Source organism: Serratia sp. Ser99, from assembly GCF_024519545.1.
GTDB lineage: Bacteria > Pseudomonadota > Gammaproteobacteria > Enterobacterales > Enterobacteriaceae > Serratia > Serratia liquefaciens.
Window position 1 is genome coordinate 145,835 of record NZ_JALJRT010000004.1, and the last position, 25,476, is coordinate 171,310.

Consider the following 25,476-nt stretch of genomic DNA (forward strand, 5'->3'; position numbering starts at 1 on the left):
AGTTACCTCAAACGAATGCGCGGGTCGGCATAGGCGTACAAAATGTCCGCCAGCAGATTGCCTAAAATGGTCAATACCGCCAGAAACAGCGTAAAGCCCATCAATACCGGGTAGTCGCGCGCCGCCAGCGAATCGAGATGGATGTGCCCGGCGCCCGGCCAGTTGAAGATTTTTTCGGTGATCAGCGCACCGGAAAACAGCGCGGGTAGCTCAAAACCCAACAAGGTGATGATCGGCAACAGCGCATTACGCAGCGCATGCCGCAGGATCACCGTCTTTTCCTTCAGCCCCTTGGCGCGTGCGGTACGGATATAATCCATGCGGATCACGTCCAGCATGCTGGCGCGGAAATAGCGCGTCAGGGTGCCGGCCTGCAGCATCACCAACGCCAGCACCGGCAGCAACAGGTGCGCCGCCACGTCCAGTGCCCACGCCAATCCGCTGGCTTCGCTACCGGTGCGCAGCATGCCACCCGCAGGCAGCCAGTGCAGATCGACGGCGAACCATTTGATCAGTAACAGACACAGGAAAAAGGTGGGAAACGACATGGCACCGAACACCGCCACGGTCACCAGATGATCGAACAGCGAATAGGGTTTCATCGCCGAGGCGACACCTACCGCCAGCGCAATGCCCCAGTACAGCACCAGTGCCACCGACGCCAGCAGGAAGGAGTTCCAGATGTACTGGTTCAACAAGGTACTGACCGGGATCTGGTATTGCAGCGAGAAACCGAGATCGCCCTGCAGCAGTTGACCGAGCCAGTGCAGATAACGGCTGAACAACGGCTGATCCAGCCCGTACAGCGCCCGCAGCTCAGCCGCGCGCTGCGGCGTCAGGTTGATGTTGCCGTCGATAAAGTCACCGGGGGTCAGCGCGAAAATAAAGAAAATCAGCAGCGATGCCAGCAGCATCATCGGAAGGGTTTGCAGCAAGCGGCGCAGGATAAAATTTCTCATGGTGTTTTCCGTCACCGCTGCCCAAACCGGCGCAGCGGTGCCTTACCGTTACTGAGCGATCTTGACGTCCGGCAGGCTGCCGGTCAGGCCGTTGTATACGTCCGGTTTAAAGCCGGTGACGCGTGCGCTGCTGGCGCTGAGCACTTTACGGTTCCCCAATAGGATCACCGGCGGATCTTCAGCCAGCACCTGATACAGATGGTGATACAGCGGCTTACGCTGCTCGATGTCCAGCGTGGCGTTAGCCTCGCCAATCAGCTTGTCCACCTGCGGATTGCTATAGCCGTTTTCACTGACCTGACTGATGAAATCGCGTACCCCGTCGTGAGGATCATTCAGCCCGCTGGTACTGAGCGACGCCAGATCGTAATTACCGGCCTTGCGTTGCGCCAGCAGCGCATTGAAATCCAGCACCTGCGGCTTCAACAGCACGCCAATCTGCCGATAGTTATCTTTGGCAATCGGCACCAGCGCGTCGTTAATCAGCTTTTTGGTCACCAACAGCGTCAGCTCCAGCTTTTTGCCGTCCTTCTGGCGAATGCCGTCCGCTCCCGGTTTCCACCCGGCCTGATCCAGCAGTTGCTTGGCTTTGTTGACATCGTAAGCATAGGGGTTGATCCCCTTGGGATCATAAGCCCAGGAAACGGGTGAGATCGGCTGATTGGCGACCGAACCGTAACCCTGGTAGACCACGGTGATCAGCTTTTGCCGATCCAGTCCGTAAATCAGCGCCTGACGCACACGCGCATCCTGCAGTGCCGGGCGTTTAAAGTTGAAATCCACCCGGCTGTAGTCGCTCGAGCTGTACAAATTGATATTGGCGAAGCCGAGCAGCTTCAACTGTTCAATATCATCCGGTTTGGAAGTAAAGGCGTCGTAGTCGGTTTCACCGGTCTGGAACAGCTGGAAGTTGGTAGAGGGGTTGGTCACGCGGTAAATAAAACGCGCCACCGCTGGCTTACCGAGATAGAAGTTCGGGTTGGCGTGAAAACGGATCTCCTGACCCGGCACGTATTTGTCGTAAATATAAGGGCCATTGCCTAACGGCTTGCCGTTCAGCGCACGCACGCTTTCCAGCTTACCGCGCTGATACTCCTTGCCGTAATAGGCTTTCGACAGCACCGGCCCGCCAATCAGCTGCAGCGTAGTCGCCCCCGGCTGGGTGGTGGTGATTTGAAGCGTACGATCGTCGATCACCTTTAGCCCGCTGATGCTGGGGGCAGTTCCATTCTTGTACTCTGCCCCGCCCTGAATGTGCGCCGGAGTAATGTCGGTCTCTCCGTCATAGGCCGGGTCATGCAGCAGCGTCAGGGTAAAGGCAATATCTTCGGCCTTGATTGGCGAGCCGTCGCTGTTGACCAGATTAGGCCGCAGTTTAATGGTGTAGACCCGGTTGTCCGGGCTGACCTGCCAGGACTCTGCCAGCCGCGCCACCGGCTTGCCCTGGCTGTCCAGACCAATCAGTCGGGTAAAGATCACGTCGGTGACGTTCTCATCCCAGCCATTGCTGAACAGATAGGGATTAAAATTACCCTGAGGTTCAAGAATACCGGCCACTACGGTGTCTTTACGCAACTTGGCCGCCGCCGGCACCAGGCTGGCATCGCTGGCCGGGGTAATACCTTCCGCCAAGGTTTCCGCCTGCACGCTAAATGCCAGCCCCACGGCACAGGCGATCGCCAGCGTAACCAGCCGCTTTTGTAAAGGTTTGATTGCCTTGTTTTTTATTTTTCTCACCCACTGCCCCTCGTTTACCCGTTGATAAATGTGACAAAATTTATCGCAGAGTAATCGGCGGCCGGGAGGCTGTCTAACAACGAAACCGGCATTCTATTGCCGGAAATCGCAATATGAATTTTTCTATTGCGATAGCCGGCCGTTGGGTGGAGTTTAGCCTGCCGGCTCGAGCTGCCGGATAAGTTTGGCTAAGGTCTGGATAGCCGCTTCATGCTTGTCGCTCCAGTCGAAAGAGGCGTTCAGTCGGAAGCAGTGGTTGAAATGGTTGCCGGTGGTGAACATCCTGCCCGGCGCGATACTCACCCCCAGCGCCAGCGCGCGCTGATACAGCTCCATCGACGACAACGCCGGATCCAGCTCTACCCACAAAAAGTAACCGCCATCTGGCTGGCTGACCTTTACGGTCGGAGGGAAGTGGTGAGCAATCGCCTGACGCATCATGCTCTGACGCTGAGCCAGCAGCCGACGCAAGCGCCGCAGATGGGTATCGTAGCCACCGTGTAGCAGATAATCAGCGATCGCCAACTGGGTGGGCACGCTGGTGGATACCGTGCTCATCAGTTGCAAACGCTGGATCTGCTGTGCGTAGCGCCCGGCAGCCACCCAGCCCACGCGAAAGCCCGGCGCAAGACATTTGGAAAACGACGAACAGTGCAAAATCTGTCCGCCCTGGTCTAATGCTTTGGCCGGCTGCGGGCGCTCAGCGCTGAAATACAGTTCGCCGTAAACATCGTCCTCAATCAGCGATATCTGCCGCTCGCGCAGCATGCCCACCAGCCGCTGTTTATTCTCTTCCGGCATCGAGGCGCCCAATGGATTCTGGAAGTAGGTCATCAGCCAGCAGGCCTTGATCGGGTACTGTTCCAAGGCATGTTCCAACGCATCCAGATCGATGCCGTCCTGCGGATGGGTCGCGATCGCCACCGCCTTTAACCGCAGCCGCTCCAGCGCCTGCAACGCCCCGTAAAAGGCCGGGGACTCGATCGCCACGTAATCCCCCGGCTGCGTCACCGCCTGCAGGCTAAGGCTCAGCGACTCCATGGCTCCGGCGGTAATCACGATTTCATCCGGGGCGACCTGCATGCCGCTTAAAGCATAACGCTGGGCAATGTTGCGGCGCAGCGCGTCGTTGCCGGGCGGCAGGTTAGCCAGCGAACTGTGCGGGGTAAATTTGCGCGCTACGCTGCTCAGCGCCCGCGCCAGCTTCGGCTGAGCAAACAGCGTGGCATCCGGAAAGGCCGAACCGAACGGGACAATGCCTGGGTCTTTGCACGCCTGCAGCACGTCGAAGACAAAGGTGTTGATGTCTACCTGCTCGCTCAGCAGCAGTTTCTCCCCGCGTGCCGGCTGCGGCAGCGGCTGCGGACGCGCCGCCACATAATAACCGGACTGCGGGCGCGCAACGATCCAGCCCTGGCTCTCCAGCAGTTGATACGACTGCACCACCGTCATCAGACTCAGGCCTGCGCGTTTACCGCTTTCCCGCAGCGAAGGCAGCTTATCCCCCGCCCGCCATACCCGGTTCTGGATCTGTTCACGAATTTGTTGTGCAAGCTGCTCGTATCTGGTCATAGGCCTTAACTGTTATATGAAAAAGTGAAATAACTGTCACTATTATAGTCACTGTACTCCGTGCTTAACTTGACGCCAAGCTTTCCACAAAAAAATTACAGCTATACTGAAGAGGTTATTTTATGTCCAACCCAAGGAGGCGCCATGCTGGGTCTTGATGCACTGGAACTTGCCAGAATACAGTTCGCCTTCACCGTTTCTTTCCATATTATTTTTCCTGCAATCACCATAGGTTTGGCCAGTTATCTGGCGGTGCTGGAAGGGTTATGGCTGAAAACGCGCAATGAAGCCTATCGCGATTTGTACCATTTCTGGTCAAAAATTTTCGCCGTCAACTTCGGCATGGGCGTGGTTTCCGGGCTGGTAATGGCCTATCAGTTCGGTACCAACTGGAGCTTCTTCTCTGAGTTTGCCGGCAGTATTACCGGCCCGTTGCTGACCTATGAAGTGCTTACCGCCTTCTTCCTCGAAGCCGGTTTCCTTGGGGTGATGCTGTTCGGTTGGAACCGCGTCGGGCCTGGATTGCACTTCTTCGCGACCTGCATGGTGGCGCTGGGCACCCTGATTTCCACCTTCTGGATCCTGGCTTCCAACAGCTGGATGCAAACACCGCAGGGTCACGAAATCATCAACGGTCAGGTGGTTCCGGTCGACTGGCTGAAAGTGATATTCAACCCGTCATTCCCCTACCGTCTGTTGCACATGTCGACCGCCGCCTTCCTGTCTTCGGCCTTCTTCGTGGGCGCTTCCGCCGCCTGGCACCTGCTGCGCGGGCGTGATACGCCGGCAATGCGCAAAATGCTGTCGATGGCGATGTGGATGGCGCTGATCGTCGCGCCGGTACAAGCCCTGATTGGTGATGCACACGGCCTGAATACGCTTAAGTACCAACCGGCGAAGATTGCCGCCATTGAAGGCCACTGGGAAAACCCGCCGGGAGAGGCAACCCCGCTGATCCTGTTCGGTTGGCCGGACATGGAGCGTGAAGAGACTCGCTTCAAGCTGGAAGTGCCCTATCTTGGCAGCCTGATCCTGACTCACAGCCTGACCGAACAGGTCCCGGCGCTGAAATCCTTCCCGCCGGAAGATCGCCCCAACTCCACCGTGGTGTTCTGGTCGTTCCGCATCATGGTGGCGCTCGGCATGCTGATGATCCTCGCTGGGGTGTGGAGCCTGTGGCTGCGCTGGCGCGGCGGGCTGTACCAGTCGCGTCCCTTCCTGTACTTCATCCTGTGGATGGGGCCATCGGGGCTGCTGGCGCTGCTGGCGGGTTGGTTCACCACCGAAATCGGCCGACAGCCGTGGGTGGTCTATGGCCTGCTGCGTACCAAAGATGCGGTCTCTGCGCACGGTGATTTGCACATGAGCATCAGCCTGCTGGCGTTTATCATCGTTTACTGTTCGGTGTTCGGCGTGGGCTACTCCTACATGATGCGTCTGATCCGTAAAGGACCGCAGCAGCATGAAAGCCATGAAGACGACACGGACGGCAGACCGGCTCGCCCGCTGTCTGCGGTAAAAGAAACTCTGGATGACAGGAGCTGAGCATGGGCATTGATCTTCCGTTGATTTGGTTTGTGATCATCGTGTTCAGCACCATGATGTACGTGGTAATGGACGGCTTTGATTTGGGTATCGGCATCCTGTTCCCGTGGGTCAAGGACAGCGGTGACCGCGATGTGATGATGAACACCGTCGCACCGGTGTGGGACGGTAACGAAACCTGGCTGGTGCTGGGCGGTGCGGCGCTGTTTGGCGCCTTCCCGTTGGCCTACGCGGTGATCCTCGATGCGCTGGCCATCCCGCTCACCCTGATGCTGTTCGGGTTGATTTTCCGCGGCGTGGCCTTTGAATTCCGCTTCAAGGCCAAGGAAGAAAAGCGGCATATCTGGGATAAGGCGTTTATCTGGGGCTCTCTCTTCGCCACCTTCAGTCAGGGGGTGGTGGTGGGTGCCATCATCAACGGCTTCCCGGTCAACGGCCGTAGCTATGCCGGTGGTGCTCTAGACTGGCTGACGCCGTTCGCGCTGTTTTGCGGGTTGGGGCTGGTGGTGACCTATGCACTGCTGGGCTGTACCTGGCTGGTGATGAAGACCGCCGGGGATCTGCAGGCACGCATGTATCGGTTGGCAACGCCGCTGCTGATCACTCTGCTGCTGGTGTTGGCGGTGGTCAGTATCTGGACGCCGATTGCCCATCCCGAGATCGCCAGCCGCTGGTTTACGTTGCCAAACCTGTTCTGGCTGATGCCGGTGCCGGTATTGGTGTTGCTCAGCGCCTGGGGCATCCAGCGCGGCGTGAAAAACGCGGCGCACTATTCGCCGTTCTTGCTGACCCTGCTGCTGGTGTTCCTCGGCCTGAGCGGCTTGGGCATCAGCATCTGGCCGCTGTTGATCCCACCGTCCATCACCCTGTGGGACGCCGCAGCCCCACCGCAAAGCCTGGGCTTTATGCTGGTCGGCGCGCTGTTTATCATCCCGATTATCTTGGTCTACACCTTCTGGAGCTACTACGTGTTCCGCGGCAAGGTCAGCCATGAACAGGGTTACCACTGATGAGGGAGGACATTATGCAAAATAAAACCGCATCCGCTCCGGCCCCCTGGTGGAAGCGCGTTGGCTGGCTGGTGATTATCTGGAGCGCCAGCGTACTGGGGCTGTTCCTGGTCGCCTCGATGTTCCGCCTGCTGATGACCGCCGCGGGCATGAAATCGGAATAAGTTGAGCGCTATCTGGCCGAAGTATTGGGGAAGTAGAAGGAAATAACCAGCGTTACCAAGGGTAGCGCACCAATTTTCAACAGCTCGAACACTTGCCTGATAGGCTCGCTTTGATCCCAATAAGCGTGGGCGGTAAAAACGCCCACGCTTATCACGAAGATCCCGCACAGCACCTGACGCGCCAAGCGCAAACGTTCCATTTCATCGAAGACCAATATCTCCTTCAGGTACCCCTTGGCGGCCTCATCGTGCAGGTTTGCGTTTTCGATGCTCATGGGAAGATCCCCACGACTCGCCCCACGGCCTCCAACTCTTTGCCATTCTCCCTCACGATGCCAAGGGACGTTCCGTTCTGTTTCATCCAGTGCTTATCGGCTATGGCTATCAACGCAAAGGCCATCTTGATCACCTCGGTTTTCTCCATCCCATGGCGCCGGGCTATATCATTCAGATCGTCATCAATCTTATTGGATAAACGGATCGGCAAACTGCGCATACTCCACCTCCTGTGGCTGACTGTCAGTGAGATAGAGTTTACGTGAGCCGCACGGCCTGTTCAATTAGTGAACTGCGTAACGTCTCGCAAATTCAATATGTTGCAAGACTTGCGTTTAGCAACGATCAGCTGGGCTTACGCCCCATAGCGCTGAGAAAACGTTGCTGTAACCGCAACAGCTCCCTCAGTTCAAGGACCCGATAATCAATGCCAAAACGCGGGGCAACCTCTTCAATGATTCGACTCAATGCCGGGTAGTGGCGGTGATTCCAATGGGGAAACAGATGGTGCGTCAGGTGCAGGTTAGCCCCGCCAAGCCAATAACCCAGCCACGCCGGTGAAGCTTGCCAGTCAAAGGTGGTGGCAAAAACGTGCTGATACCAACCGTGCGCCAACCTTCCCTGTTCGGGGGCCTGATAAAAGTTGGCTTTGGCCCAGTGGGTGCCGACAATCAGCATCACAAACACCAGCGACGACAGCATCTGGCTGAGCAGATAGGTCAGTAACACTGTGCCGACACCGATCGTCGGCGGCGTGAGCCACAGCGGAACGGCCAGCGCCAGGGTAAAATGCGCCAGCTTGCCCAACAGGAAAATCCCCCATCCCTTCCGGCCATGGAACATCATCTTTGGCGTCATGCGGGTTTTACCGGCGCGATCCAACCAGTCGAACAACCAGATGTAATAAGGGAAAGTCAGCGCCGCGACGATCGGCCAATAGTAAGGCTGAAGGCGCATAAACGCCTTGCGGTGCTGGAACGGCGTTTGGCGCAACACCCCGTTGGGTTCAATGTCCGGATCGTAACCTTCGATGTTGTTATAGGCGTGGTGGAAAATGACATGCCGCACTCGCCAGCAGTCGGCATCCAGCCCCAGGGGCATACTGACAAAGAAGTTAAGCCAGTGATTTAACCGTGCGCGTTTGAAAACGGCATTATGCGAGGCGTCGTGTACTACATTCACCGTTAGCATCATGGCGGAAAAAATAAAGCCGACGTAACAGCCGAAATAGGCCCAGAAATGTTGCTGCTGCAGGCTCAGCGCGTAAAAACCGGCGCACAGCAGTATTAGCGCCAACAGCTTGGCGAACATTCTGCCGTCGGCAAAACGGTGATCGCCGCGCGTCGCCAGGTAGGCCTGGCTGGCCCGCATCAGCTCCTGATGGATCTCACTCGCCTCTCGCTGGAACGCCAAAGGCGGCAGCGGTGTGGTATCCGGCATTTTCATTGTGGTGGCTGCCCCATAGCACGTAAAAAACGTTGCTGCTGTCGCAACAATTCACGATAACCGATACAGCGATAATCCATGCCGTGTCGCGCCGCCGTCTCAGCCAATATGGCAGCCAGCGCCGGATAATGGCGATGATTCCAGCCGGGGAACAGATGATGAGTAAGGTGATAATTCAGCCCGCCGGTCAGATGGTGCAAGCTCTTCGGCGAAGTTTCCCAGTCGCAGGCGGTGGCGAAGTTATGCCGATACCAGCCCTGCGGCATCTGGCTGCCTGCCGGCACCGCATAAAATTCGGCTTGCGCCCAGTGCGTGCCCAACAGCAAAAAAACCACCAGTAACGAGGCCAGCATTTGGCTAATCAAATAGGCAATCAGTACCGTTTGCCAGCCGATGCCATTTTGTTGTGCCACCACCAGCGGGATCACCAGCACCAGCAACAGGTGACACAATTTGCCGGCAATGAACATCGCCCAGCCCTTGCGCCCCGGCAATACGCCCTTGGTCGCCAACGGTGTTTTGCCCAAGCGATCCGACCAATCGAACACCAGCGCAATGTACGGCAGCGACAGCGCGGCAATCAGCGGCCAGTAAAGATGTTGATAGCGCATATAAGCCCGCCAACGTTGGAACGGGGTTTGGCGGAAAAAGCCGTTCTCTTCCGTATCCAGATCGTAATGTTCGACGTTAGCATACACATGGTGATAGCTGACGTGCCGGGTTCGCCAGTAATCCGGATCGACGCCCAGCGGCAAAGTCACCAGCCGCCCGGCCAGACGATTGACCCACGGCGTGCGGGCGAAGGCGTTGTGCGAAGCATCGTGATTGACGTTGACGTTCAGCAACATGCCCATCATGACAAAAGCGAAGTAACTCAGCATAAAGGCCAGAGCCTGGTGCTGCATCAAACTGAGCAGGTAGAAACCCACGCAAAGCAGCAACAAAATCGTGGCCTTGGCCCAACGGGCCGCATCGGCAAACCGGTGATCGTCGCGAGCGCTCAGATAAGCATGCGCCCGTCGTTTCAATTCCCGATGAAACGCCTGTTCCCCCGCTGCGGGGAAACTCAGCGGCGGCAAATCAGCCATACGCGGCCTCCTTTTGGCGTCCCCAACCGACCGCGACAGCGCAACCGTGCAACACCATGCCACCGGCAACGCCCCACCAGAGAGCAGACTGCCCATCGGGCACACTCAGTAACCACAGGGGGAATGCCAACGTCACCAACAGCCAAACGCCTACGCCCCAGCGGCGACCTTCAGCCATCCCACCCAAGGCTATCGCCCCGGCCGCCAACAACACAAACAACGCCGCCTGCTCGCCGGTCACCCCGCCATACCCGTAACCAAAACGATAAACGTAACCCAACACCAGAGCGAACAGCAGCATCGCCCCGCTTACCAGGCAGCCGGCGGAACAGCGGAAATGCCCGCTCTTGCTCGAAGGCTGGAAAGGCAGCTTGAAGTAGCGCATAAACGGCAGGTTACTGGCCCAAAACGGGTTGGCGGAAGATTTGTCGCCACGCACGCCATAGGTAAAGGGCTCCGTCGGCAGCGCCGGGCAAAAGGTGCCAAACAGCTTGTCCCAGAAGATAAAGCTGCCGCCAAAATTCCGGTTGGAATAGGCCAAATCTTTAACGTGGTGCACCCGATGATGCGCCGGTGTCACCAGGATGTGCTCCAGAAAGCCGAGTTTGGGGGTTACCGAATTATGGTTAAACAGCTGAATGCTGTAATGCAGGATAGAAACGGTGATGAACACCGACAGCGGCACGCCCGCCAATGCCAACAGCATAAAGAACGGGATCGAGGTCAGTGACGAATACCACGAGTTGCGCACGCCCAGCGACAGATTGAAATGCTCGCCCTGGTGATGCACCACATGCACCGCCCACAGCAGGCGAAAACGGTGGTGTAACCGGTGCAGCCAGTAAAAGCCGAAATCCCACGCCAGTATCGCAAACAGCCACATCAGCACCGGCGGCCAACCGTCCAGCCAGCCTTGATTAAAATGCGTGACCACGTAGCCGTAGCAGGCTATCTCCAAACCGCGAAACAGCCACAGCATGATATGCCCGGAGTTGAGGTTGAAAATCACGTCATGCCAATCCACGCTGCCCTTGCGCCGCCACTGTAGCCACAGGGCTTCCCCCAGCACCACCAACAGCATAAACACGATAGGTATCACCAGATCGATCATGACTCTTCCCCCTGCCGTACGCCCCCGCCAATCCCTTGAACTCGCTGGCAGACGTAGCCCACGCCCCATGCCAACGCCGCCCCACTGAGCAAATCCACAAACAGGTGCCGACGCAGTTGCAAGATAGAAAAGGCAATCGCCAGCCCCCAGACGATCAGCAACGCGCTGCGCAGTTTTTTGCGGCTTTCCGCCGCTGCCCACACCGCCAACACCGTCAAGGCGATATGCAGTGAAGGCAGGCAGTTTTGCGACGAATCGACGCTGATCAACCTCGCCAGTAAATCGCCGCTCACCGAATCGGAAGGAACGATCGGGTAGTTCATCGTCGTCGGCCACAGCAGATAAATGGCTCCCGCCAGCAAGGCGCTAAGCTGCATGGTACTTCTGAGCCATTTTAACCGGTTTAACGGGCAAAGCAGATAGCACAGCGGGATAATCAGGAAAAACGACAGATACAGCCAGATGGCGTGCGGGCTGAACGGGATCGCTCGGTCGACCCAACCTGGTGTCAGCAGGTGGCCGGCACCTTGCCAGCGATCGCTACCGTGGTAGATGACCCCGACAAATCCCCACCCCAGCAGCATCTGCCATAGGCGATAAACAACGAGTTTCATCCGGCCTCCGGCATGCGAACAATGCGGCGGCGCTTGGCATCGAACTGCGGCATGATCGCCTGCGCTTGCAGGCGCCACGTCAATTGCTCCGTGGCAATACCTTGCTGTTCGAACAGCGCGATCAATTGCCGTTGGCAATTCGCCAACGCCTCCGGGCTGCAATCGGCCATCAGATACAGCTCGCTGTCGCGCTGTTGCGTCAGCCGATAATCCGCCACCGCCGGCAACGCATTGGCTATCACGCGGCGACACAGGTCGGCGAAGACCTGCTGCATTGCGCCCTGCCTGGCTGGTAACAGCAGTTGGTCATCGCAGCGCCCTTCGATACGATCCAATGCCATGGTCGCCAGCCCGCAGGGACAGGGCTGTTCGCGCCTCACCAGAATATCGTCCAGGCGATAACGCACTATCGGTTGAGTACGGCGGGTAAAATCGGTAATCAACGGGATAAAACGCCGCTCGTCGATCCACTGCGGTTCGACATGAATAAACTCTTCGTTCAGATGCAAAGTGCCGTGGCTGCAGGTCGCGGCCAAAAAACCTTCGGTGGCTTGATACACTTCTCCCACCTGCGCAAACACCCGCTGCAGGCGCTGGCGATCCTGCGGTTCCAGCACTTCGGCCACTGAAATCACTTTTTTGACGCTGAGCTTGAGTTCGCCGCGTTCAACGGCATCAGCCAGGGCGCACAATACCTGGGCCGGGGCCACGATAATCGTCGGCTGTTCACGTTCAATCTGCGGCAAATGTTCGGTAAAGGGAGCGAACAGATCGTAAAACGACAGGCTCAGCCAACGGTTATTGACGCTGTGGTACAGGTTGTTGTCGGCCCGCAGGAACAACGCGACCTTCTCCCCGGCAAATACCCCCTGCGGCAACATTTTTGCCAGCATGCCACCGGCCCAAATCTGCTGCTCCTGCGGGCTGACGACGAACACGCCGCGCCGCCCAGAGGTACCGGTAGATAAACCGACGCTGTAGTTGCCCACTTTAGGGCTGAAATCGCGATCGCTTTCGCTGCGTCGGGCACAGGCCAAAAGCGCCTCCAATCGCAGACCGGCGGTGTTCATCCGATCGAAATTGGCCATCATCACCGCCTTGTCCATCGTTGGCCACTCGGTCAGAGGCAATGAACTATAGGGCTGAAAATAGGGACTGCTCGCCAATACGCGCTGGGCAAACCGCTTCAGCTGGCGCGCCTGATAGGCCTCCAGTGCCGCCCGTTGGGTAAAGCGCAGTCGCCGCGCGCGCAGGTAGTGCCATAGCGTCATCAGCGGGATCATAAATCCCCCTCATGACACAGGCGGATCTCCGCAGCGCCGCCAAGATAGAGCTGGTTGAGCGCGCCCAGGGTGTCGTAATAGCTGCGCGGATTGTCCATGATCAGGTTAGCCAACCGCGAAGGGCCACGCAGTTGCTGATAGTTCAGCGGCGACCAGGCGGCATCGCTGGCCAGCAGCGTCCAACCGGCATCGGTCAGGACAAAGGCCCCAAGGTGCCCGGCGGCGTGCCCCGGCAGCGGCACGATAACAATTTCTCCACCGCTGCCCGGCAGCACATAGCCCTGTTGGAAGGGGGCCAATGCGGCAGACAGGCTTTGCTGCGGAAATGCCTCGACGAACTGCAGCGCAGATTCAAAACCTTCCGGGATCAATCCTGGCACAAACGCCCTTTTCAATGCGGCAAAACCGCGCAGCTCTCGGGTTTGCTGCCACCCTTCGCCGGAGCAAATCATCTTCAGGCTGCTGAAGTCTCGCAGACCGGCAATGTGGTCCGCATGAAAGTGCGAAATGATCACCGCCTCGATATCGCCAGTGTTCAGCCCCAGACTGCGCAACTGTTCCAACAGTGCCTGCTGCGGACTGAAATAAACCGGCGTCACCTGGCGATAAAGCCGAAGAATGCCGCTGGCGGTGTAATGTTCAAAATGGCTGGCATAACCGGTATCCCACAGCCAGCGGCGCTCGCCGACTTCCAGCAGATAGGCCCGGGAAGGAAATTTACAGGTGCGCATCGCCGAACCGCGCAGCGCCATGCAGCCCAGATGAGTGCAATAACCGATTTCAAAGGTCGTGATATTAGCCATCTGCGCTCATCCCCTGCTGCTTTAACCACTGCGCCGTCAGTTCGATCCCCTGCTCCAGGCTGTAGCGCGGCCGGTAACCCAGCACCTCTATCGCCTGGGTGTTATCCAGCGTCATGTCGAAATAGGCTGCCGCAACGCTATAGCGGGTCAGCATCGGTTCTTTACGGGTGACGTGCGCCAACAGCTCCATCCCCGCCGCAACGCCCGACAATAAGGGATAAGGCACCGCTTTGACGGCGTATTGCCAGCCGAGCTGCCGGTTGAGCAACTGGTGCAACATATCGGTCAGCCGCTGCGGCTGTTGGTTGGTGATATTGAAAATGCTGCCGGACGGCAAACCTGGTTGACGGCTGGCGAGATCCATCGCATGCACCACGTTGAGCACAAAGGTAAGGTCCAGATAAGCCGAACCGCCGCCCGGCAAACGCAGCAGGCCTTTATCGCCCTGCAGCTGCGCCAGTATCCTGGGCACAATCACCCGGTCATGAGGTCCGAACAGGCCGCGAGGGCGCAAGATCAGGTAGGTGGTTTGCGGATAATCAGGCAGCAGCGCCGCAATACGTTGCTCGGCAGCAAACTTGCTGGCGGCATAGTGATTGGCAAAGCGTGGGGAAACATCCGCTTCGGTCACGTTATGACGGTGGCTGAAATCGAAATAAACCGCCGGCGTTGAAATATGAATGAACCGCTGCACTGCGCAACGTCCGGCGGCATGGGCCAGTTTTTCCGTCACGCGGGTATTGGCTTGATAAAATGCCTGGCGGCTCCCCCAGGGAGAAGATTTTGCGGCGCAGTGCCAGACAATATCGTAGCCCGCCATTAACTGCTCACACTGCCCGTCGTCGGCGAGGGTCAGATCCAGCGCGGTAAACTTGGCGCCCCGTGCCGCCAACTGCCGTCCAACGGCAACGTCCCGCCCGGTGGCATGCACCTGATGCCCGGCGGCCAGCAGCCACTCGGCGGCGTTGCGCCCCAGCCCGCTGGTCGCTCCGGTGATCAACACTCTCATGGCAGCAGTACCATGCCGCCCAGCGTTAAACCGGCGGCGGTGCCGATCAGCATCACCGGACGTCCGGCGTGCAGCCTGCCGGTGATCGCCGCTTGGTGCAGGGTCGAAGGGATCGAAGCCGCCACCTGATTGCCCCGATAACGATAGATATCCACCAGGGCCTGCGGGGAAACGTGCAGCCGCTTGCGCATATGTTCCAAAGAGAGATGGCTGGCCTGATGCGGTACCACGGTGGCGATTTGCGCCAGGTTTAGCCCCGCAGCCGACAACAAGCGGCCAAGGAAGCTTTCGATCAGCGCCGACGCCTGGCGGAACAGCTGCTTGCCCTTCATATGGAACAGAAAGTCACTGTCGTTCATGCCGGCACGCGGATTACAGCGCGTCCCCCCAGCCCTGATTTCACACAGATCGCTGCCTTCCGGGTGGGTTTCCATCAGGTAGGACAAAATACCGCTACGCCCGTCACCGCGTTCGACAATGGCACAGGCCGCGCCATCACCGAAGATCAATGAAGACTCTTCGTCTTCCCAGTCGATACCGCGCGAAGCAATATCGGCAGAGACAATGGCAATACGCCGATAAACGCCCGTATTGAGTAACCCCGCCGCCACCTGCAATGCGGAAATAAAGCTCACGCAGCTGGTGTTGATATCAAAGCCCGCAATACCCGGCCGCAGTCGTGCCAGTTTAAGAATATGGGCGGCGCTGAAAGGCAATGCCTGCACCGCGATGGCCGAGGCAGAGATCAGCAGATCGATGGAATCTCGCGGGATCGCATGGCGGGCAAGAGCATCGTCCAGCGCGGCAACGGCCAGTTCAGCCTGGCTGGCATCATTGTCGGCATGGAAACGATGAATAATGCCCGAACGTTTTTCTACGTAACCGGCCGACTTGTTCAAGCGACGATCCAGCGCCGAGGATTCGACGCACTGCGGCGGCAACGCCGCGCCGGTCGCAATAATTTTAAGAGGCAATAAGCTTTGGGAAAGGCTATTTAGGGTCATTATCGTTGTTCAGCCTGTGTGTCCATTATTCCGTTGGCCGACTCTCAAGCGCGGTTAATGATTCAAACCCCGCTATCCACAGCCACACCCTTGTTTGACATCAGTATAAAGAAAAACCTAAGTGGCATTCTTACTGATTGATTCCGTTCATTTAACTGAGCCGATAAATCACGTCTGTTTATCCGGCCACAGCCTAGAGCAAGGTCGAACGGAGATCTACAGGAACTCACTCAGGGGAGATGAATTAAGAATAGGTGGAAAACAACGGAGAAGCAGAAAAGCGGCAACACCTGGCAGGCATTGCCGCTATGTAGGCGAGGAATTAACGGCGGTTACGCACCAATTGGTAGCGACGGGTCAGGTATTCCACCGGCACGCTCCAGATATGCACCAGACGGCAGAACGGGAACAGCACGAACAGCGTCATGCCCAGCACCATATGCAATTTGAAGATCAACGCAACGCCGGCCAAATGCTGTGACGCCCCAGCGTGGAAAGTCACCACTGCCTGCGCCCAGGCCACCAGCTTCATCATCTCGCTGCCGTCCATATGCTGGGCGGAGAACGGAATGGTCAGCAGCCCCAGACACACCTGCACCACCAACAGCGTCAGGATCATGATGTCGGCAAAGCTGCTGGTGGCCCGCACTCGTGGGTTGGTCAGGCGGCGTTTCAGCAACAGCGCCCCGCCAACCAGCGTCATCACGCCGCAGGCACCGCCGGCGATCATCGCCAGTTTCTGTTTCACGTCGATCGGCAGGAAGGCTTCATACATCCAGTGCGGCGTCAGCATGCCGAGGAAGTGCCCGGCGAAAATACCCAAAATACCGATATGGAACAGGTTGGAAGCCAACCGCATGCCCTTTTTATCCAGCATTTGGCTGGAGCCGGCACGCCAGCTGTACTGCCCGTAATCGTAGCGTAACCAGCTACCTATCAGGAAAATCGCTCCCGCCAGATAGGGGTAAATATCGAAGAAGAATTGATTTAAAAATTGCATGATTAGCGTCCTTTGGTTCCGGTTAGCGCATCCGTCAGGTCCAGGTACTGTGGCGCCACCGCGCCGGCAAAACGCCGCTGATGTGCCGTTTGCTGTGCCGAAGCGCAGCCTTGCTCACCGGGACCGCCCTGGGAAGTGAATCGTATCTGCTCCTCTTCCCAGACCGCGTCCAGCGCCTGCGGCGTGTCGTCCCTGGCTTCTCCCGCCACCTGGCTTTCCAGGCTGGCGCTTTTCACCTCGGTACCGGACAGCACCAGCAACAGGTCAAACAACACCGCGTACGGGCTTTCCCTCTGCTGTAAACGTGCGCCCAACAGCGCCAGGATCGGCGCGATGTCCTGCAAGCCACCGCGCGCCTCCGCTGGGCTGCGGCTGGCCAGGTATTCCAGATACAGCGGCAAAAAGTCCGGCAGTTCACGGCTGTCGATCTCCAGGCCCGCTTCACGGTATTGCGCCATCAAATCGACCATCGCCTGGCCGCGATCGCGCGATTCGCCATGTACGTGCTCAAACAGCAGCAGCGAGGTGGCGCGACCACGGTCAAACAGTTCGCAGTATTCGGCCTGCACGTCCAACAACGGGCGAGCGCAAAATCGACGAATAAACAAGATCAACTGCGCGCTGTGGTGCAAATCCAGTTCGCTGGCCGGCTCCAGTGCCTCTACCAGAGCCTGCTGATGGTCAAATAACGCCTGCTCCGGATAATCCAGCAGGCGGGCAATCACTTTCAGGCTGATCATGAGGCATCCTCCTGACGGGCGGTTTTTTGCGTCACATCGATGGCGTCAATACGGCGGCTGTTGAACAGGTTGAATTTACCGTCGCTGCCGTGGCAGCCGTCACCAAAGCTGAAGCCGCAGCCTTTGCTTTCCGGGAAAGCCTCACGCGCCAGTTCGCGGTGACTGGACGGGATCACAAAGCGATCTTCATAGTTGGCGATCGCCAGATAACGGTACATCTCCTGCGCCTGCGCTTCGCTCAACCCCACCTGCTCCAGGGCACTGGTGTCCAGCACACCGTCAACGGTTTCCGCCCTTTTGTAGTGGCGCATCGCCAGCATGCGTTTAAGCGCCAACAGCACCGGCGCGGTATCCCCGGCAGTCAGCAAGTTGGCCAGATATTGCATCGGAATACGCAGGCTCTCCACGTCCGGCAATACGCCGCTGTGTGCCAGCTCACCGGCATCGGCGGCGGATTGGATCGGTGACAGTGGTGGCACGTACCACACCATCGGCAGCGTGCGGTATTCCGGGTGCAGCGGCAGTGCCAACTTCCAGTCCATCGCCATTTTATACACCGGCGACTGCTGTGCGGCCTCGATAACCCCTTGTGGAATGCCATCCTGCAACGCCTGGGCAATCACCGCCGGGTCGTGCGGATCCAGGAAGATATCCAACTGGCGCTGATAGAGGTCTTGTTCGTTTTCGGCGGCGGCGGCCTGCTCAATGCGGTCGGCGTCATACAGCAACACGCCAAGATAGCGAATACGGCCAACGCAGGTTTCCGAACACACCGTCGGCTGGCCGGATTCGATACGCGGGTAGCAGAAGATGCACTTTTCGGACTTGCCGCTCTTCCAGTTGAAATAGATTTTCTTGTACGGACAGCCGGTCAGGCACATGCGCCAGCCGCGGCATTTATCCTGATCGATCAGCACAATGCCGTCTTCGCTACGCTTATAGATGGCGCCGCTTGGGCAAGTAGCGACACAGGCCGGGTTAAGGCAGTGTTCGCACAGGCGCGGCAAATACATCATGAAGGTGTTTTCGAACTGGCCGTACATCGCCTTCTGCATGTTGTCGAAGTTTTTGTCCTGCGAGCGTTTTTCGAATTCGCCGCCGAGGATCTCTTCCCAGTTCGGGCCGCTTTCAATCTTCTTCATGCGCTGGCCGGTGATCAGCGAGCGCGGACGAGCGATCGGCTGATGTTTCCCCTGCGGCGCGGTATGCAGGTTCTGATAGTCGTAGTCGAAAGGCTCGTAATAATCGTCCAGCGCCGGCACGTCCGGGTTGGCGAAAATCTTCGACAACAGGCCGACGCGGCTGCCCATGCGCGGTTCCAGCTTGCCGTTGATTTTACGGATCCAACCGCCCTTCCATTTTTCCTGATCTTCCCAGGCGTGCGGGTAACCGACGCCGGGTTTGCTTTCAACGTTGTTGAACCAGGCGTACTCCATACCCTCGCGGCTGGTCCAGACGTTCTTGCAGGTCACCGAACAGGTATGGCAACCGATGCATTTGTCCAGGTTCAGCACCATGCCGACTTGTGAACGAATTTTCATTTTGCTTTCTCCTGCTGGCTGCCCTGCGAGTCGTCGTTGCCTTCACCGTCTAACCAATCGATGCGGTTCATTTTGCGTACCACCACAAACTCGTCGCGGTTGGAGCCGACGGTGCCGTAATAGTTGAAACCGTAGGCCAGCTGCGCGTAGCCGCCGATCATATGGGTCGGTTTCGGGCAGACGCGGGTCACCGAGTTGTGAATACCACCGCGCTGGCTGGTGATTTCCGAACCGGGGATATTCACGATACGTTCCTGCGCGTGGTACATCATGGTCATGCCTGCCGGAATACGCTGGCTGACCACCGCCCGTGCGGTCAGTGCGCCGTTGGCGTTAAAGGCCTCGATCCAGTCGTTGTCCTCAATGCCCAGCTCTTTGGCGTCGTCTTCACTCATCCAGACAATCGGCCCGCCGCGCGACAGGGTCAGCATCAACAGGTTGTCGCTGTAGGTGGAGTGGATGCCCCACTTTTGGTGCGGCGTCAGGAAGTTCAACGCCTTCTCCTTGTTGCCGTTCGGCTTCTGGTTCAGCAACGGCTGCGCGGCGCGAGTATCGATCGGCGGACGGTACACCAGCAAACTCTCGCCAAAGGCGCGCATCCACTCGTGGTCCTGATACAGCTGTTGGCGGCCGCTGATGGTGCGCCATGGGATCAGCTCATGCACGTTGGTATAACAGGCGTTATACGACACATGTTCGTCTTCCAACCCTGACCAGGTAGGGCTGGAAATGATTTTGCGCGGCTGGGCCTGAATATCACGGAAGCGAATTTTTTCGTCTTCCTTGTTCAGCGCCAGGTGACGGTGATCGCGACCGGTCATTTTACCCAGCGCGTCCCACGCCTTGACCGCCACCTGCCCGTTGGTTTCCGGCGCTAACGCCAGGATCACTTCGGCCGCATCGATAGCGCTTTCAATCTTCGGCCTGCCCACTGCCGGGCCGGCGGTTTTCACGTAGTTGAGTTTTTTCAGGAAGTCGACTTCGTCCTGGGTGTTCCAGCCGATGCCTTTACCGCCGTTGCCCAGCTTATCCAGCAGTGGCCCCAGCGAAGTAAAACGCTCATAGGTAGCCGGGTAATCGCGTTCTACCGCCATAATATGCGGCGCGGTTTTGCCCGGGATCAGGTCACACTCGCCTTTTTTCCAGTCTTTGACGCCGTAAGGCTGCGCCAGCTCTGCGGCAGAGTCATGCTGGATCGGCAGCGTCACCACGTCGGTTTCCTGCCCCAAATGCCCGATGCAGACTTCGGAGAAGGCTTTGGCGATGCCCTTGTAGATTTCCCAGTCGCTCTTCGAGTCCCAGGCCGGATCGACTGCCGCCGACAGCGGGTGAATAAACGGATGCATATCCGAAGTATTCATGTCGTCTTTTTCGTACCAGGTGGCGGTCGGCAGCACGATGTCGGAGTACAGGCAGGTGCTGGACATGCGGAAATCGAGGGTCACCACCAGATCCAGCTTGCCTTCGCCGCCGTTTTCCAGCCATTCCACTTCCTGCGGCTTGGCACCGCCCTGCTGGCCCAGATCCTTGCCCTGAATGCCGTTTTCGGTGCCCAACAGGTATTTGAGCATGTACTCATGGCCCTTGCCGGAGGAACCCAGCAGGTTGGAGCGCCAAACGAACAGGTTACGCGGAAAGTTCTGCGGGTTGTCCGGCTGCTCGGCGGCAAAGCCCAACGTCCCTTTTTTCAAGGCGTCGACGGTGTAATCCACCGGCGATTGTCCAGCGGCTTGCGCCTGCGCCGCAATATGCAGCGGGTTGGTGCCCAGCTGTGGTGCGGACGGCAACCAGCCCATGCGCTCGGCACGCACGTTGAGATCGATCAGGCTACCGCCAAAGCGTGATTTGTCCGCCATCGGCGACAACAGCTCTTCGGTGCCTACGGTTTCGTAGCGCCACTGGCTGGAATGGTTGTAGAAGAACGAGGTGCTGTTCATATGACGCGGCGGACGTTGCCAGTCGAGGCCAAACGCCAGCGGCAGCCAGCCGGTCTGCGGCCGCAGCTTTTCCTGGCCGACGTAGTGCGCCCAGCCGCCACCGCTCTGGCCGACGCAGCCGCAGAAGATCAACATGTTGATCAGCCCACGGTAGGTCATGTCCATGTGGTACCAGTGGTTGACACCGGCACCGACGATAATCATCGAGCGACCATGGGTTTTTTCGGCGTTGTCGGCAAATTCGCGCGCAATGCGGATGATGTTGTGGCGGGAAACGCCGGTGATTTGCTCGGCCCAGGCCGGGGTATAGGCTTTGATATCGTCGTAGCCGGTGGCACAGTTGGCGTCGTTCAGGCCGCGCTCGAGGCCGTAGTTGGCCAGGGTCAAATCATACACGCTGGTCACCAGCGCTTCGCTGCCGTCCGCCAGACGCAGGCGTTTGACCGGCAGTTTGTGCAGCAGGATCTCGTCCAGCGCCACGCTGTTGAAGTTCCCGCCCTCGGCAGCGCCGCTTTTGATGCCGCCAAAGTAAGGGAAACCTACCTCGGCCACGTCGTCATGCGCGCCCAGCAGGCTGAGTTGCAATTCAACTTCCTGCTGGTCCTGCCCGGCGCGTTGTTCCAGGTTCCATTTGCCCTGTTCGCCCCAGCGGAAACCAATCGACCCCTGCGGAGCAACCAGCTCGCCACTGCGTTGATCTATGGCGACGGTTTTCCATTCAGGGTTATTTTCTTCCCCCAGGCCGTCAACCAAATCGGCGGCGCGCAACAGACGACCGGCGGCGTAATGCCCTTCTTCGCGCGGCTCCAATATGACCAGCATCGGCATGTCGGTATAACGACGCACGTAATCGCGGAAATAACCCACCTCACGATCCAGGTGGAACTCTTTCAGCATCACGTGGCCCATCGCCAGCGCCATCGCGCTGTCGGTGCCCTGCTTCGGATTCAGCCACTGGTCGCACAGCTTGGCGACTTCGGCGTAGTCCGGCGTGACCGCCACGGTCTTGGTGCCTTTGTAACGGACTTCAGTGAAGAAGTGCGCGTCCGGGGTGCGCGTCTGAGGCACGTTGGAACCCCAGGCGATAATGTAGGAAGAGTTATACCAGTCGGCGGATTCCGGCACGTCGGTCTGTTCGCCCCAGGTCATTGGCGAGGCCGGTGGCAAGTCACAATACCAGTCGTAGAAGCTCAGGCAGGTGCCGCCAATCAGCGACAAATAACGGGCGCCGGCGGCGTAAGACACCATCGACATTGCCGGGATTGGCGAGAAGCCGATGATGCGATCCGGACCGAAGGTTTTGGCGGTGTAGACGTTGGAAGCGGCGATCAGCTCGTTAACCTCCTGCCAGCTGGAACGCACAAAACCGCCGCGCCCACGCGCCACTTTGTAGCTTTTGGCTTTTTCAGGATCGCTGACGATCGAGCCCCAGGCCTCGACGGGATCGCTGTGCAGCGCCTTGGCTTCGCGCCACAGTTTGATCAGGCGTTTGCGCATCAACGGGTATTTCAGGCGGTTGGCGCTGTACAGATACCAGGAATAGCTGGCGCCACGTGGGCAACCGCGCGGTTCATGGTTTGGCAGATCGGGACGGGTACGTGGGTAATCGGTCTGCTGGGTTTCCCAGGTGACCAGGCCGTTTTTCACATAAATTTTCCAGCTGCAGGAGCCGGTGCAGTTGACCCCATGGGTGGAGCGCACAATCTTGTCATGCTGCCAACGGCTACGGTAGCCGTCTTCCCAGTCGCGGTTGGTGTTCAACGTCTGGCCATGATCGCCAGAAAAGGGTTCCGCCAACTGCTTAAAATAGCGGAATCGGTCTAGAAACTTGCTCATCCGGAATTCTCCTGAGGGCTTTTTAATATTTTTTACCCTATGGATTTCAAGTCGCAGCAGGCGGCCAGTTCGCTCATCTCCAGGCGCTTACTCAAGTAAGTCACTGGAGTGAGCTAACGCAGGTAACAACGCTGCGGCTTGAAATACGGCGGGTAATGACGTTGCTCAATCTGCCGCCAGCCTACTGAGGCCAGAAGTTGGGCAAATTGATTGCGATCAAGAGAACGGGGGGAGAATAACGGCGGCAACGGCAAGCCTACCCCTAAAGTATCAGTGCGTGAAATTGATTTAATTAATTGAAAATTATATAGAAATTATGAGATGGAACTTCTATGACGGGATGTGCTGAGCGGGGCGAGGTATTTGGGGGTAGAAACGGGCTGATACCCGCTTCAGACTGCTGACAAACCTGCGAAAGGGCTAAACCGGTAGGGGTCGAACATGTTCGACCCGATTTAACCCATTGATGATGCTATTGGGCGCAGCATGCAGCGCCCCTACCATTAAACTTTGTCAACGGCCTCAAACGGGCTGATGCCCGCTGCCGATTCGGTGAAGTGATTAAAAAAGCGCATTAGCCTAAATCCATCTCATGCCCTATCCACTCGCCGCTGTCGCGGTTGATAAATTGCAGATACTGCTCATATTCCTGTTCGCCATAGAACAGGTTCAGCAGCGGCGTTTTATAGAACGATTGCCACATCTGCCCCAGCATGATCGGGCGACGCGGAACGTAAATGTTCTCTATCAGGTTATAACCGGTGGCCATCAGCATAAAGCACAGGAAGAAGTAGTTAAATCTGCCGCGGATGAACGATCCCCGATGAGCCACGTAATAAAACAGCAAGAACACCGAGGCCACACTGGCATAACGGCTGGCCGCCTGCAGCGAGCTGGAACACAGGAACACAAACACCACCAGCCATGCCGCATAGTTTTTGATGTCCCCCGCCTGATTGCGCATCGGGTTAGCGAGCATAAACACGCCGAGAAACAGCGCCGGGAATAACACGATCAGGAAGTTAATCATGCCGTTGGCGTTGCCGGATGTCAGGTAGTCGCTGGCGTACATGCCGGAGGTATAGACGTCGGAGTAACTGTTGATGCCGGAGATCGTAATATGGGAAACGATAAACGGCAGCGCAAACTTGGCGGTCAGGAAGGCGATGGCGCTGAACACCACCGTCAGCAGGCGGTTCAGGCGCATCACCCGGCTGCACAGAAACACCCCCACCAGCAGCATGCTGGAAAAATGGGTCAACATGGCGAATAGCATCAGGCCCGCGGCAAGCGGACGGTTAAGCTTATGGCAAAACAGCACCATCGCCAGGGTCATCACCGCCATCGAGAAGCCAAAGCGCAGCCCCATGGCAATGATAAACGGGTTAATCAAAAACAGCACCGCCAGATGCAGCAGCACAAACTGCCGCGCCGTGAACGCCTTGCCGGAATGCAGCATGACGATATTCAGCGCGCTGAGATAGCAGTAAACCGACAGCGCGACGTACAGCCCCGGAATAATGAAAAAGGGGATCCCCAGCGTTTTGAAAATATAGAAATTGGCGTACAGCACCACGTCCACCTTGCCCTGAATGACATCACTCAGGCGGGTCGCCGAATTGATGGCATCGTAGTTGGCAAAGTGGCGGTAAAGGTCCGCCAGCGGCGGAATTTTAATGAAGAAAAAGAAAAAACACAGCGCAATCAGCACATAAGCTGCCGAGTTTTTCTTTCCTGCCCTCAGCGTGCCTATGCTGTGCAACAAGGCGAAAAGCGGTACCGTCAGCAACAGTACGCTGCCGATCAGCGTCGAACGTTCAAAGCGCATAATCATCCTCTGAAAGGGGGAATCTCTTAAGGGTAACGGAGTACGCGAAACGCATCTCAGAATGGCACGCCGCGGAAAAACACATTGCGGATGATATTTTTCATATACACCCCCGCCATCAAGCCGCTATTAACGTAAACAATGCCCTTCAACCCATAGAAAACGCCTGCCAGGCGACTCTTGCCGTCGGTAATGATGCGCGAAGTAATGCAGGTATGGCGCAGACGCATGATCTTGCGTGCCCGGGGTGACACCTGCGGCATCAGCCGCTGCTCAAACTGCATTTTGTTGCGGTAGCCAATAATGCCCTTCGGACTGGAGGTGATGCGTTCGCCGTCATGGTCGTTGTGCACCGCCAGTCGTTCGTGCAGCGTACCGATCTTCGCTCCGGCCGCCAGCAGCCGGTAGAGGAAGATATGATCCTGGTAGCGAGGAGTGTTGAAAAAACCCCGTACCGCAATCGCCGTGCTACGGCGCATCATGATCATCGGCGTGTAGGCTACGCCGGCCAGCATAAAGTCCTCCAGCCCTTCGCAACGCGCGCGGTAGTAATGCTCAGCGCTGATCTGCCCGTTTTTCAGAATATCCATATCGCACAGGCTGACGTCGTAATCGCCCTGCTGCATAAACGCCAGTTGATGGGCGATTTTCTGTGGGTGGTAGTAATCGTCATCATCCAGAAAGCTGATGTACTGACCGCTCGAACGCAGGATCCCGCTGTTACGTGCCAGCGCGCCGCCGCCATTGCGCCTGCGCGGGTAATAGATAATCTCACCCCGCTCAATGTAGCCGGCCAGGCGTTCGCGGGTCGCCAGGCGATGGGCGTCGCCCTGCGGGTTGTCATCCACCACGATGATTTCCAACGGGCGATGGGTTTGTGCCAATACGCTATCGATGGCGCGTGCCAGCAGTTCGCTGCGGCCATAGGTGGGTATGATGACGCTGACGGTGATACTCATAGTTTTATTCTGCC

The 25,476-nt window shown here is 57.7% G+C and carries 22 protein-coding genes; 3 read left to right on the top strand and 19 right to left on the bottom strand.

Annotated elements, in window-relative coordinates:
• Window positions 1–2 precede the first annotated feature (2 nt).
• The 3 genes from NR114_RS10490 to NR114_RS10500 all read right to left on the bottom strand — a co-directional run bounded on the left by NR114_RS10490 (window position 3) and on the right by NR114_RS10500 (window position 4,268).
• Entirely contained in the window at window positions 3–959 is a 957-nt protein-coding gene (locus tag NR114_RS10490; protein ID WP_020827419.1) for an ABC transporter permease, read from the bottom strand.
• 48 nt (window positions 960–1,007) lie between these two features.
• The gene (locus NR114_RS10495) at window positions 1,008–2,696 is read right to left on the bottom strand and encodes an ABC transporter substrate-binding protein (RefSeq protein WP_234530311.1); all 1,689 of its coding nucleotides are present in this window, start codon (window positions 2,694–2,696) and stop codon (window positions 1,008–1,010) included.
• A 153-nt stretch (window positions 2,697–2,849) separates the two neighbouring features.
• Window positions 2,850–4,268, bottom strand: a complete 1,419-nt coding sequence (locus NR114_RS10500) for a PLP-dependent aminotransferase family protein (RefSeq protein ID WP_116690289.1) — start codon at window positions 4,266–4,268, stop codon at window positions 2,850–2,852.
• A 144-nt stretch (window positions 4,269–4,412) separates the two neighbouring features.
• Here NR114_RS10500 and NR114_RS10505 point away from each other — a divergent pair, with 144 nt between their 5' ends.
• The 3 genes from NR114_RS10505 to NR114_RS10515 are packed head-to-tail and all read left to right on the top strand — an operon-like array spanning window position 4,413 to window position 6,987.
• On the top strand, window positions 4,413–5,813 hold the full coding sequence (locus NR114_RS10505; protein ID WP_020827422.1) for a cytochrome ubiquinol oxidase subunit I: 1,401 nt from the start codon (window positions 4,413–4,415) through the stop codon (window positions 5,811–5,813).
• A gap of 2 nt (window positions 5,814–5,815) precedes the next feature.
• Complete coding sequence (gene cydB / locus NR114_RS10510; protein ID WP_256813594.1) at window positions 5,816–6,823, top strand: cytochrome d ubiquinol oxidase subunit II; 1,008 nt, start codon at window positions 5,816–5,818, stop codon at window positions 6,821–6,823.
• Window positions 6,824–6,837: 14 nt separating this feature from the next.
• Window positions 6,838–6,987, top strand: coding sequence for a DUF2474 domain-containing protein (locus tag NR114_RS10515; RefSeq protein ID WP_071844604.1), 150 nt, complete (start codon window positions 6,838–6,840; stop codon window positions 6,985–6,987).
• An 8-nt stretch (window positions 6,988–6,995) separates the two neighbouring features.
• Here NR114_RS10515 and NR114_RS10520 read toward each other — a convergent pair whose 3' ends face one another.
• The 16 genes from NR114_RS10520 to NR114_RS10595 form a co-directional block, all read right to left on the bottom strand.
• Window positions 6,996–7,262, bottom strand: a complete 267-nt coding sequence (locus NR114_RS10520; RefSeq protein ID WP_129982705.1) for a hypothetical protein — start codon at window positions 7,260–7,262, stop codon at window positions 6,996–6,998.
• On the bottom strand, window positions 7,259–7,483 hold the full coding sequence (locus tag NR114_RS10525; protein WP_020827426.1) for a hypothetical protein: 225 nt from the start codon (window positions 7,481–7,483) through the stop codon (window positions 7,259–7,261). The genes NR114_RS10520 and NR114_RS10525 overlap by 4 nt, the downstream gene beginning before the upstream one ends.
• 125 nt (window positions 7,484–7,608) lie before the next feature.
• Window positions 7,609–8,703, bottom strand: coding sequence for an acyl-CoA desaturase (locus NR114_RS10530; RefSeq protein WP_197821246.1), 1,095 nt, complete (start codon window positions 8,701–8,703; stop codon window positions 7,609–7,611).
• A gap of 2 nt (window positions 8,704–8,705) precedes the next feature.
• The gene (locus NR114_RS10535; RefSeq protein WP_201896295.1) at window positions 8,706–9,797 is read right to left on the bottom strand and encodes an acyl-CoA desaturase; all 1,092 of its coding nucleotides are present in this window, start codon (window positions 9,795–9,797) and stop codon (window positions 8,706–8,708) included.
• Entirely contained in the window at window positions 9,790–10,908 is a 1,119-nt protein-coding gene (locus NR114_RS10540; protein WP_129940751.1) for a sterol desaturase family protein, read from the bottom strand. Before NR114_RS10540 ends, NR114_RS10535 begins: the two co-directional genes overlap by 8 nt.
• Entirely contained in the window at window positions 10,905–11,522 is a 618-nt protein-coding gene (locus tag NR114_RS10545; protein ID WP_256813589.1) for a phosphatase PAP2 family protein, read from the bottom strand. Before NR114_RS10545 ends, NR114_RS10540 begins: the two co-directional genes overlap by 4 nt.
• The gene (locus tag NR114_RS10550; RefSeq protein ID WP_256813588.1) at window positions 11,519–12,805 is read right to left on the bottom strand and encodes a F390 synthetase-related protein; all 1,287 of its coding nucleotides are present in this window, start codon (window positions 12,803–12,805) and stop codon (window positions 11,519–11,521) included. The genes NR114_RS10545 and NR114_RS10550 overlap by 4 nt, the downstream gene beginning before the upstream one ends.
• Window positions 12,802–13,608, bottom strand: a complete 807-nt coding sequence (locus tag NR114_RS10555; RefSeq protein WP_256813587.1) for an MBL fold metallo-hydrolase — start codon at window positions 13,606–13,608, stop codon at window positions 12,802–12,804. Before NR114_RS10555 ends, NR114_RS10550 begins: the two co-directional genes overlap by 4 nt.
• A complete protein-coding gene (locus tag NR114_RS10560) occupies window positions 13,601–14,617 on the bottom strand; it encodes an NAD(P)-dependent oxidoreductase (RefSeq protein WP_256813586.1) in 1,017 nt (338 codons plus the stop codon). Before NR114_RS10560 ends, NR114_RS10555 begins: the two co-directional genes overlap by 8 nt.
• Entirely contained in the window at window positions 14,614–15,621 is a 1,008-nt protein-coding gene (locus NR114_RS10565; RefSeq protein WP_020827434.1) for a 3-oxoacyl-[acyl-carrier-protein] synthase III C-terminal domain-containing protein, read from the bottom strand. The genes NR114_RS10560 and NR114_RS10565 overlap by 4 nt, the downstream gene beginning before the upstream one ends.
• Before the next feature lie 322 nt (window positions 15,622–15,943).
• The gene (gene narI / locus NR114_RS10570) at window positions 15,944–16,621 is read right to left on the bottom strand and encodes a respiratory nitrate reductase subunit gamma (protein WP_044551986.1); all 678 of its coding nucleotides are present in this window, start codon (window positions 16,619–16,621) and stop codon (window positions 15,944–15,946) included.
• A 2-nt stretch (window positions 16,622–16,623) separates the two neighbouring features.
• Window positions 16,624–17,361 (bottom strand): nitrate reductase molybdenum cofactor assembly chaperone, encoded by a 738-nt coding sequence (gene narJ / locus NR114_RS10575; protein WP_046373296.1) that lies wholly within the window; start codon window positions 17,359–17,361, stop codon window positions 16,624–16,626.
• Window positions 17,358–18,902: a nitrate reductase subunit beta gene (gene narH / locus NR114_RS10580; RefSeq protein ID WP_256813585.1), complete on the bottom strand. Its 1,545-nt coding sequence runs from the start codon at window positions 18,900–18,902 to the stop codon at window positions 17,358–17,360. Before narH ends, narJ begins: the two co-directional genes overlap by 4 nt.
• The gene (locus NR114_RS10585; protein ID WP_256813583.1) at window positions 18,899–22,675 is read right to left on the bottom strand and encodes a nitrate reductase subunit alpha; all 3,777 of its coding nucleotides are present in this window, start codon (window positions 22,673–22,675) and stop codon (window positions 18,899–18,901) included. Before NR114_RS10585 ends, narH begins: the two co-directional genes overlap by 4 nt.
• A gap of 574 nt (window positions 22,676–23,249) precedes the next feature.
• On the bottom strand, window positions 23,250–24,503 hold the full coding sequence (locus NR114_RS10590; protein ID WP_115058613.1) for a hypothetical protein: 1,254 nt from the start codon (window positions 24,501–24,503) through the stop codon (window positions 23,250–23,252).
• Between the two features lie 56 nt (window positions 24,504–24,559).
• Window positions 24,560–25,462 carry a glycosyltransferase family 2 protein gene (locus tag NR114_RS10595; RefSeq protein WP_176983426.1) on the bottom strand — a complete coding sequence of 301 codons (903 nt, stop codon included), beginning with the start codon at window positions 25,460–25,462 and terminating at the stop codon, window positions 24,560–24,562.
• Window positions 25,463–25,476 lie beyond the last annotated feature (14 nt).

Excerpts from the sequence above, each read along its gene's own strand:
- NR114_RS10490 (WP_020827419.1), bottom strand. The coding sequence starts at position 959 with ATGAGAAATTTTATCCTGCGCCGCTTGCTGCAAACCCTTCCGATGATG.
- NR114_RS10500 (WP_116690289.1), bottom strand. The coding sequence starts at position 4,268 with ATGACCAGATACGAGCAGCTTGCACAACAAATTCGTGAACAGATCCAG.
- NR114_RS10505 (WP_020827422.1), top strand. The coding sequence starts at position 4,413 with ATGCTGGGTCTTGATGCACTGGAACTTGCCAGAATACAGTTCGCCTTC.
- cydB (WP_256813594.1), top strand. The coding sequence starts at position 5,816 with ATGGGCATTGATCTTCCGTTGATTTGGTTTGTGATCATCGTGTTCAGC.
- NR114_RS10515 (WP_071844604.1), top strand. The coding sequence starts at position 6,838 with ATGCAAAATAAAACCGCATCCGCTCCGGCCCCCTGGTGGAAGCGCGTT.
- NR114_RS10520 (WP_129982705.1), bottom strand. The coding sequence starts at position 7,262 with ATGAGCATCGAAAACGCAAACCTGCACGATGAGGCCGCCAAGGGGTAC.
- NR114_RS10525 (WP_020827426.1), bottom strand. The coding sequence starts at position 7,483 with ATGCGCAGTTTGCCGATCCGTTTATCCAATAAGATTGATGACGATCTG.
- NR114_RS10530 (WP_197821246.1), bottom strand. The coding sequence starts at position 8,703 with ATGCCGGATACCACACCGCTGCCGCCTTTGGCGTTCCAGCGAGAGGCG.
- NR114_RS10535 (WP_201896295.1), bottom strand. The coding sequence starts at position 9,797 with ATGGCTGATTTGCCGCCGCTGAGTTTCCCCGCAGCGGGGGAACAGGCG.
- NR114_RS10540 (WP_129940751.1), bottom strand. The coding sequence starts at position 10,908 with ATGATCGATCTGGTGATACCTATCGTGTTTATGCTGTTGGTGGTGCTG.
- NR114_RS10545 (WP_256813589.1), bottom strand. The coding sequence starts at position 11,522 with ATGAAACTCGTTGTTTATCGCCTATGGCAGATGCTGCTGGGGTGGGGA.
- NR114_RS10550 (WP_256813588.1), bottom strand. The coding sequence starts at position 12,805 with ATGATCCCGCTGATGACGCTATGGCACTACCTGCGCGCGCGGCGACTG.
- NR114_RS10555 (WP_256813587.1), bottom strand. The coding sequence starts at position 13,608 with ATGGCTAATATCACGACCTTTGAAATCGGTTATTGCACTCATCTGGGC.
- NR114_RS10560 (WP_256813586.1), bottom strand. The coding sequence starts at position 14,617 with ATGAGAGTGTTGATCACCGGAGCGACCAGCGGGCTGGGGCGCAACGCC.
- NR114_RS10565 (WP_020827434.1), bottom strand. The coding sequence starts at position 15,621 with ATGACCCTAAATAGCCTTTCCCAAAGCTTATTGCCTCTTAAAATTATT.
- narI (WP_044551986.1), bottom strand. The coding sequence starts at position 16,621 with ATGCAATTTTTAAATCAATTCTTCTTCGATATTTACCCCTATCTGGCG.
- narJ (WP_046373296.1), bottom strand. The coding sequence starts at position 17,361 with ATGATCAGCCTGAAAGTGATTGCCCGCCTGCTGGATTATCCGGAGCAG.
- narH (WP_256813585.1), bottom strand. The coding sequence starts at position 18,902 with ATGAAAATTCGTTCACAAGTCGGCATGGTGCTGAACCTGGACAAATGC.
- NR114_RS10585 (WP_256813583.1), bottom strand. The coding sequence starts at position 22,675 with ATGAGCAAGTTTCTAGACCGATTCCGCTATTTTAAGCAGTTGGCGGAA.
- NR114_RS10590 (WP_115058613.1), bottom strand. The coding sequence starts at position 24,503 with ATGCGCTTTGAACGTTCGACGCTGATCGGCAGCGTACTGTTGCTGACG.
- NR114_RS10595 (WP_176983426.1), bottom strand. The coding sequence starts at position 25,462 with ATGAGTATCACCGTCAGCGTCATCATACCCACCTATGGCCGCAGCGAA.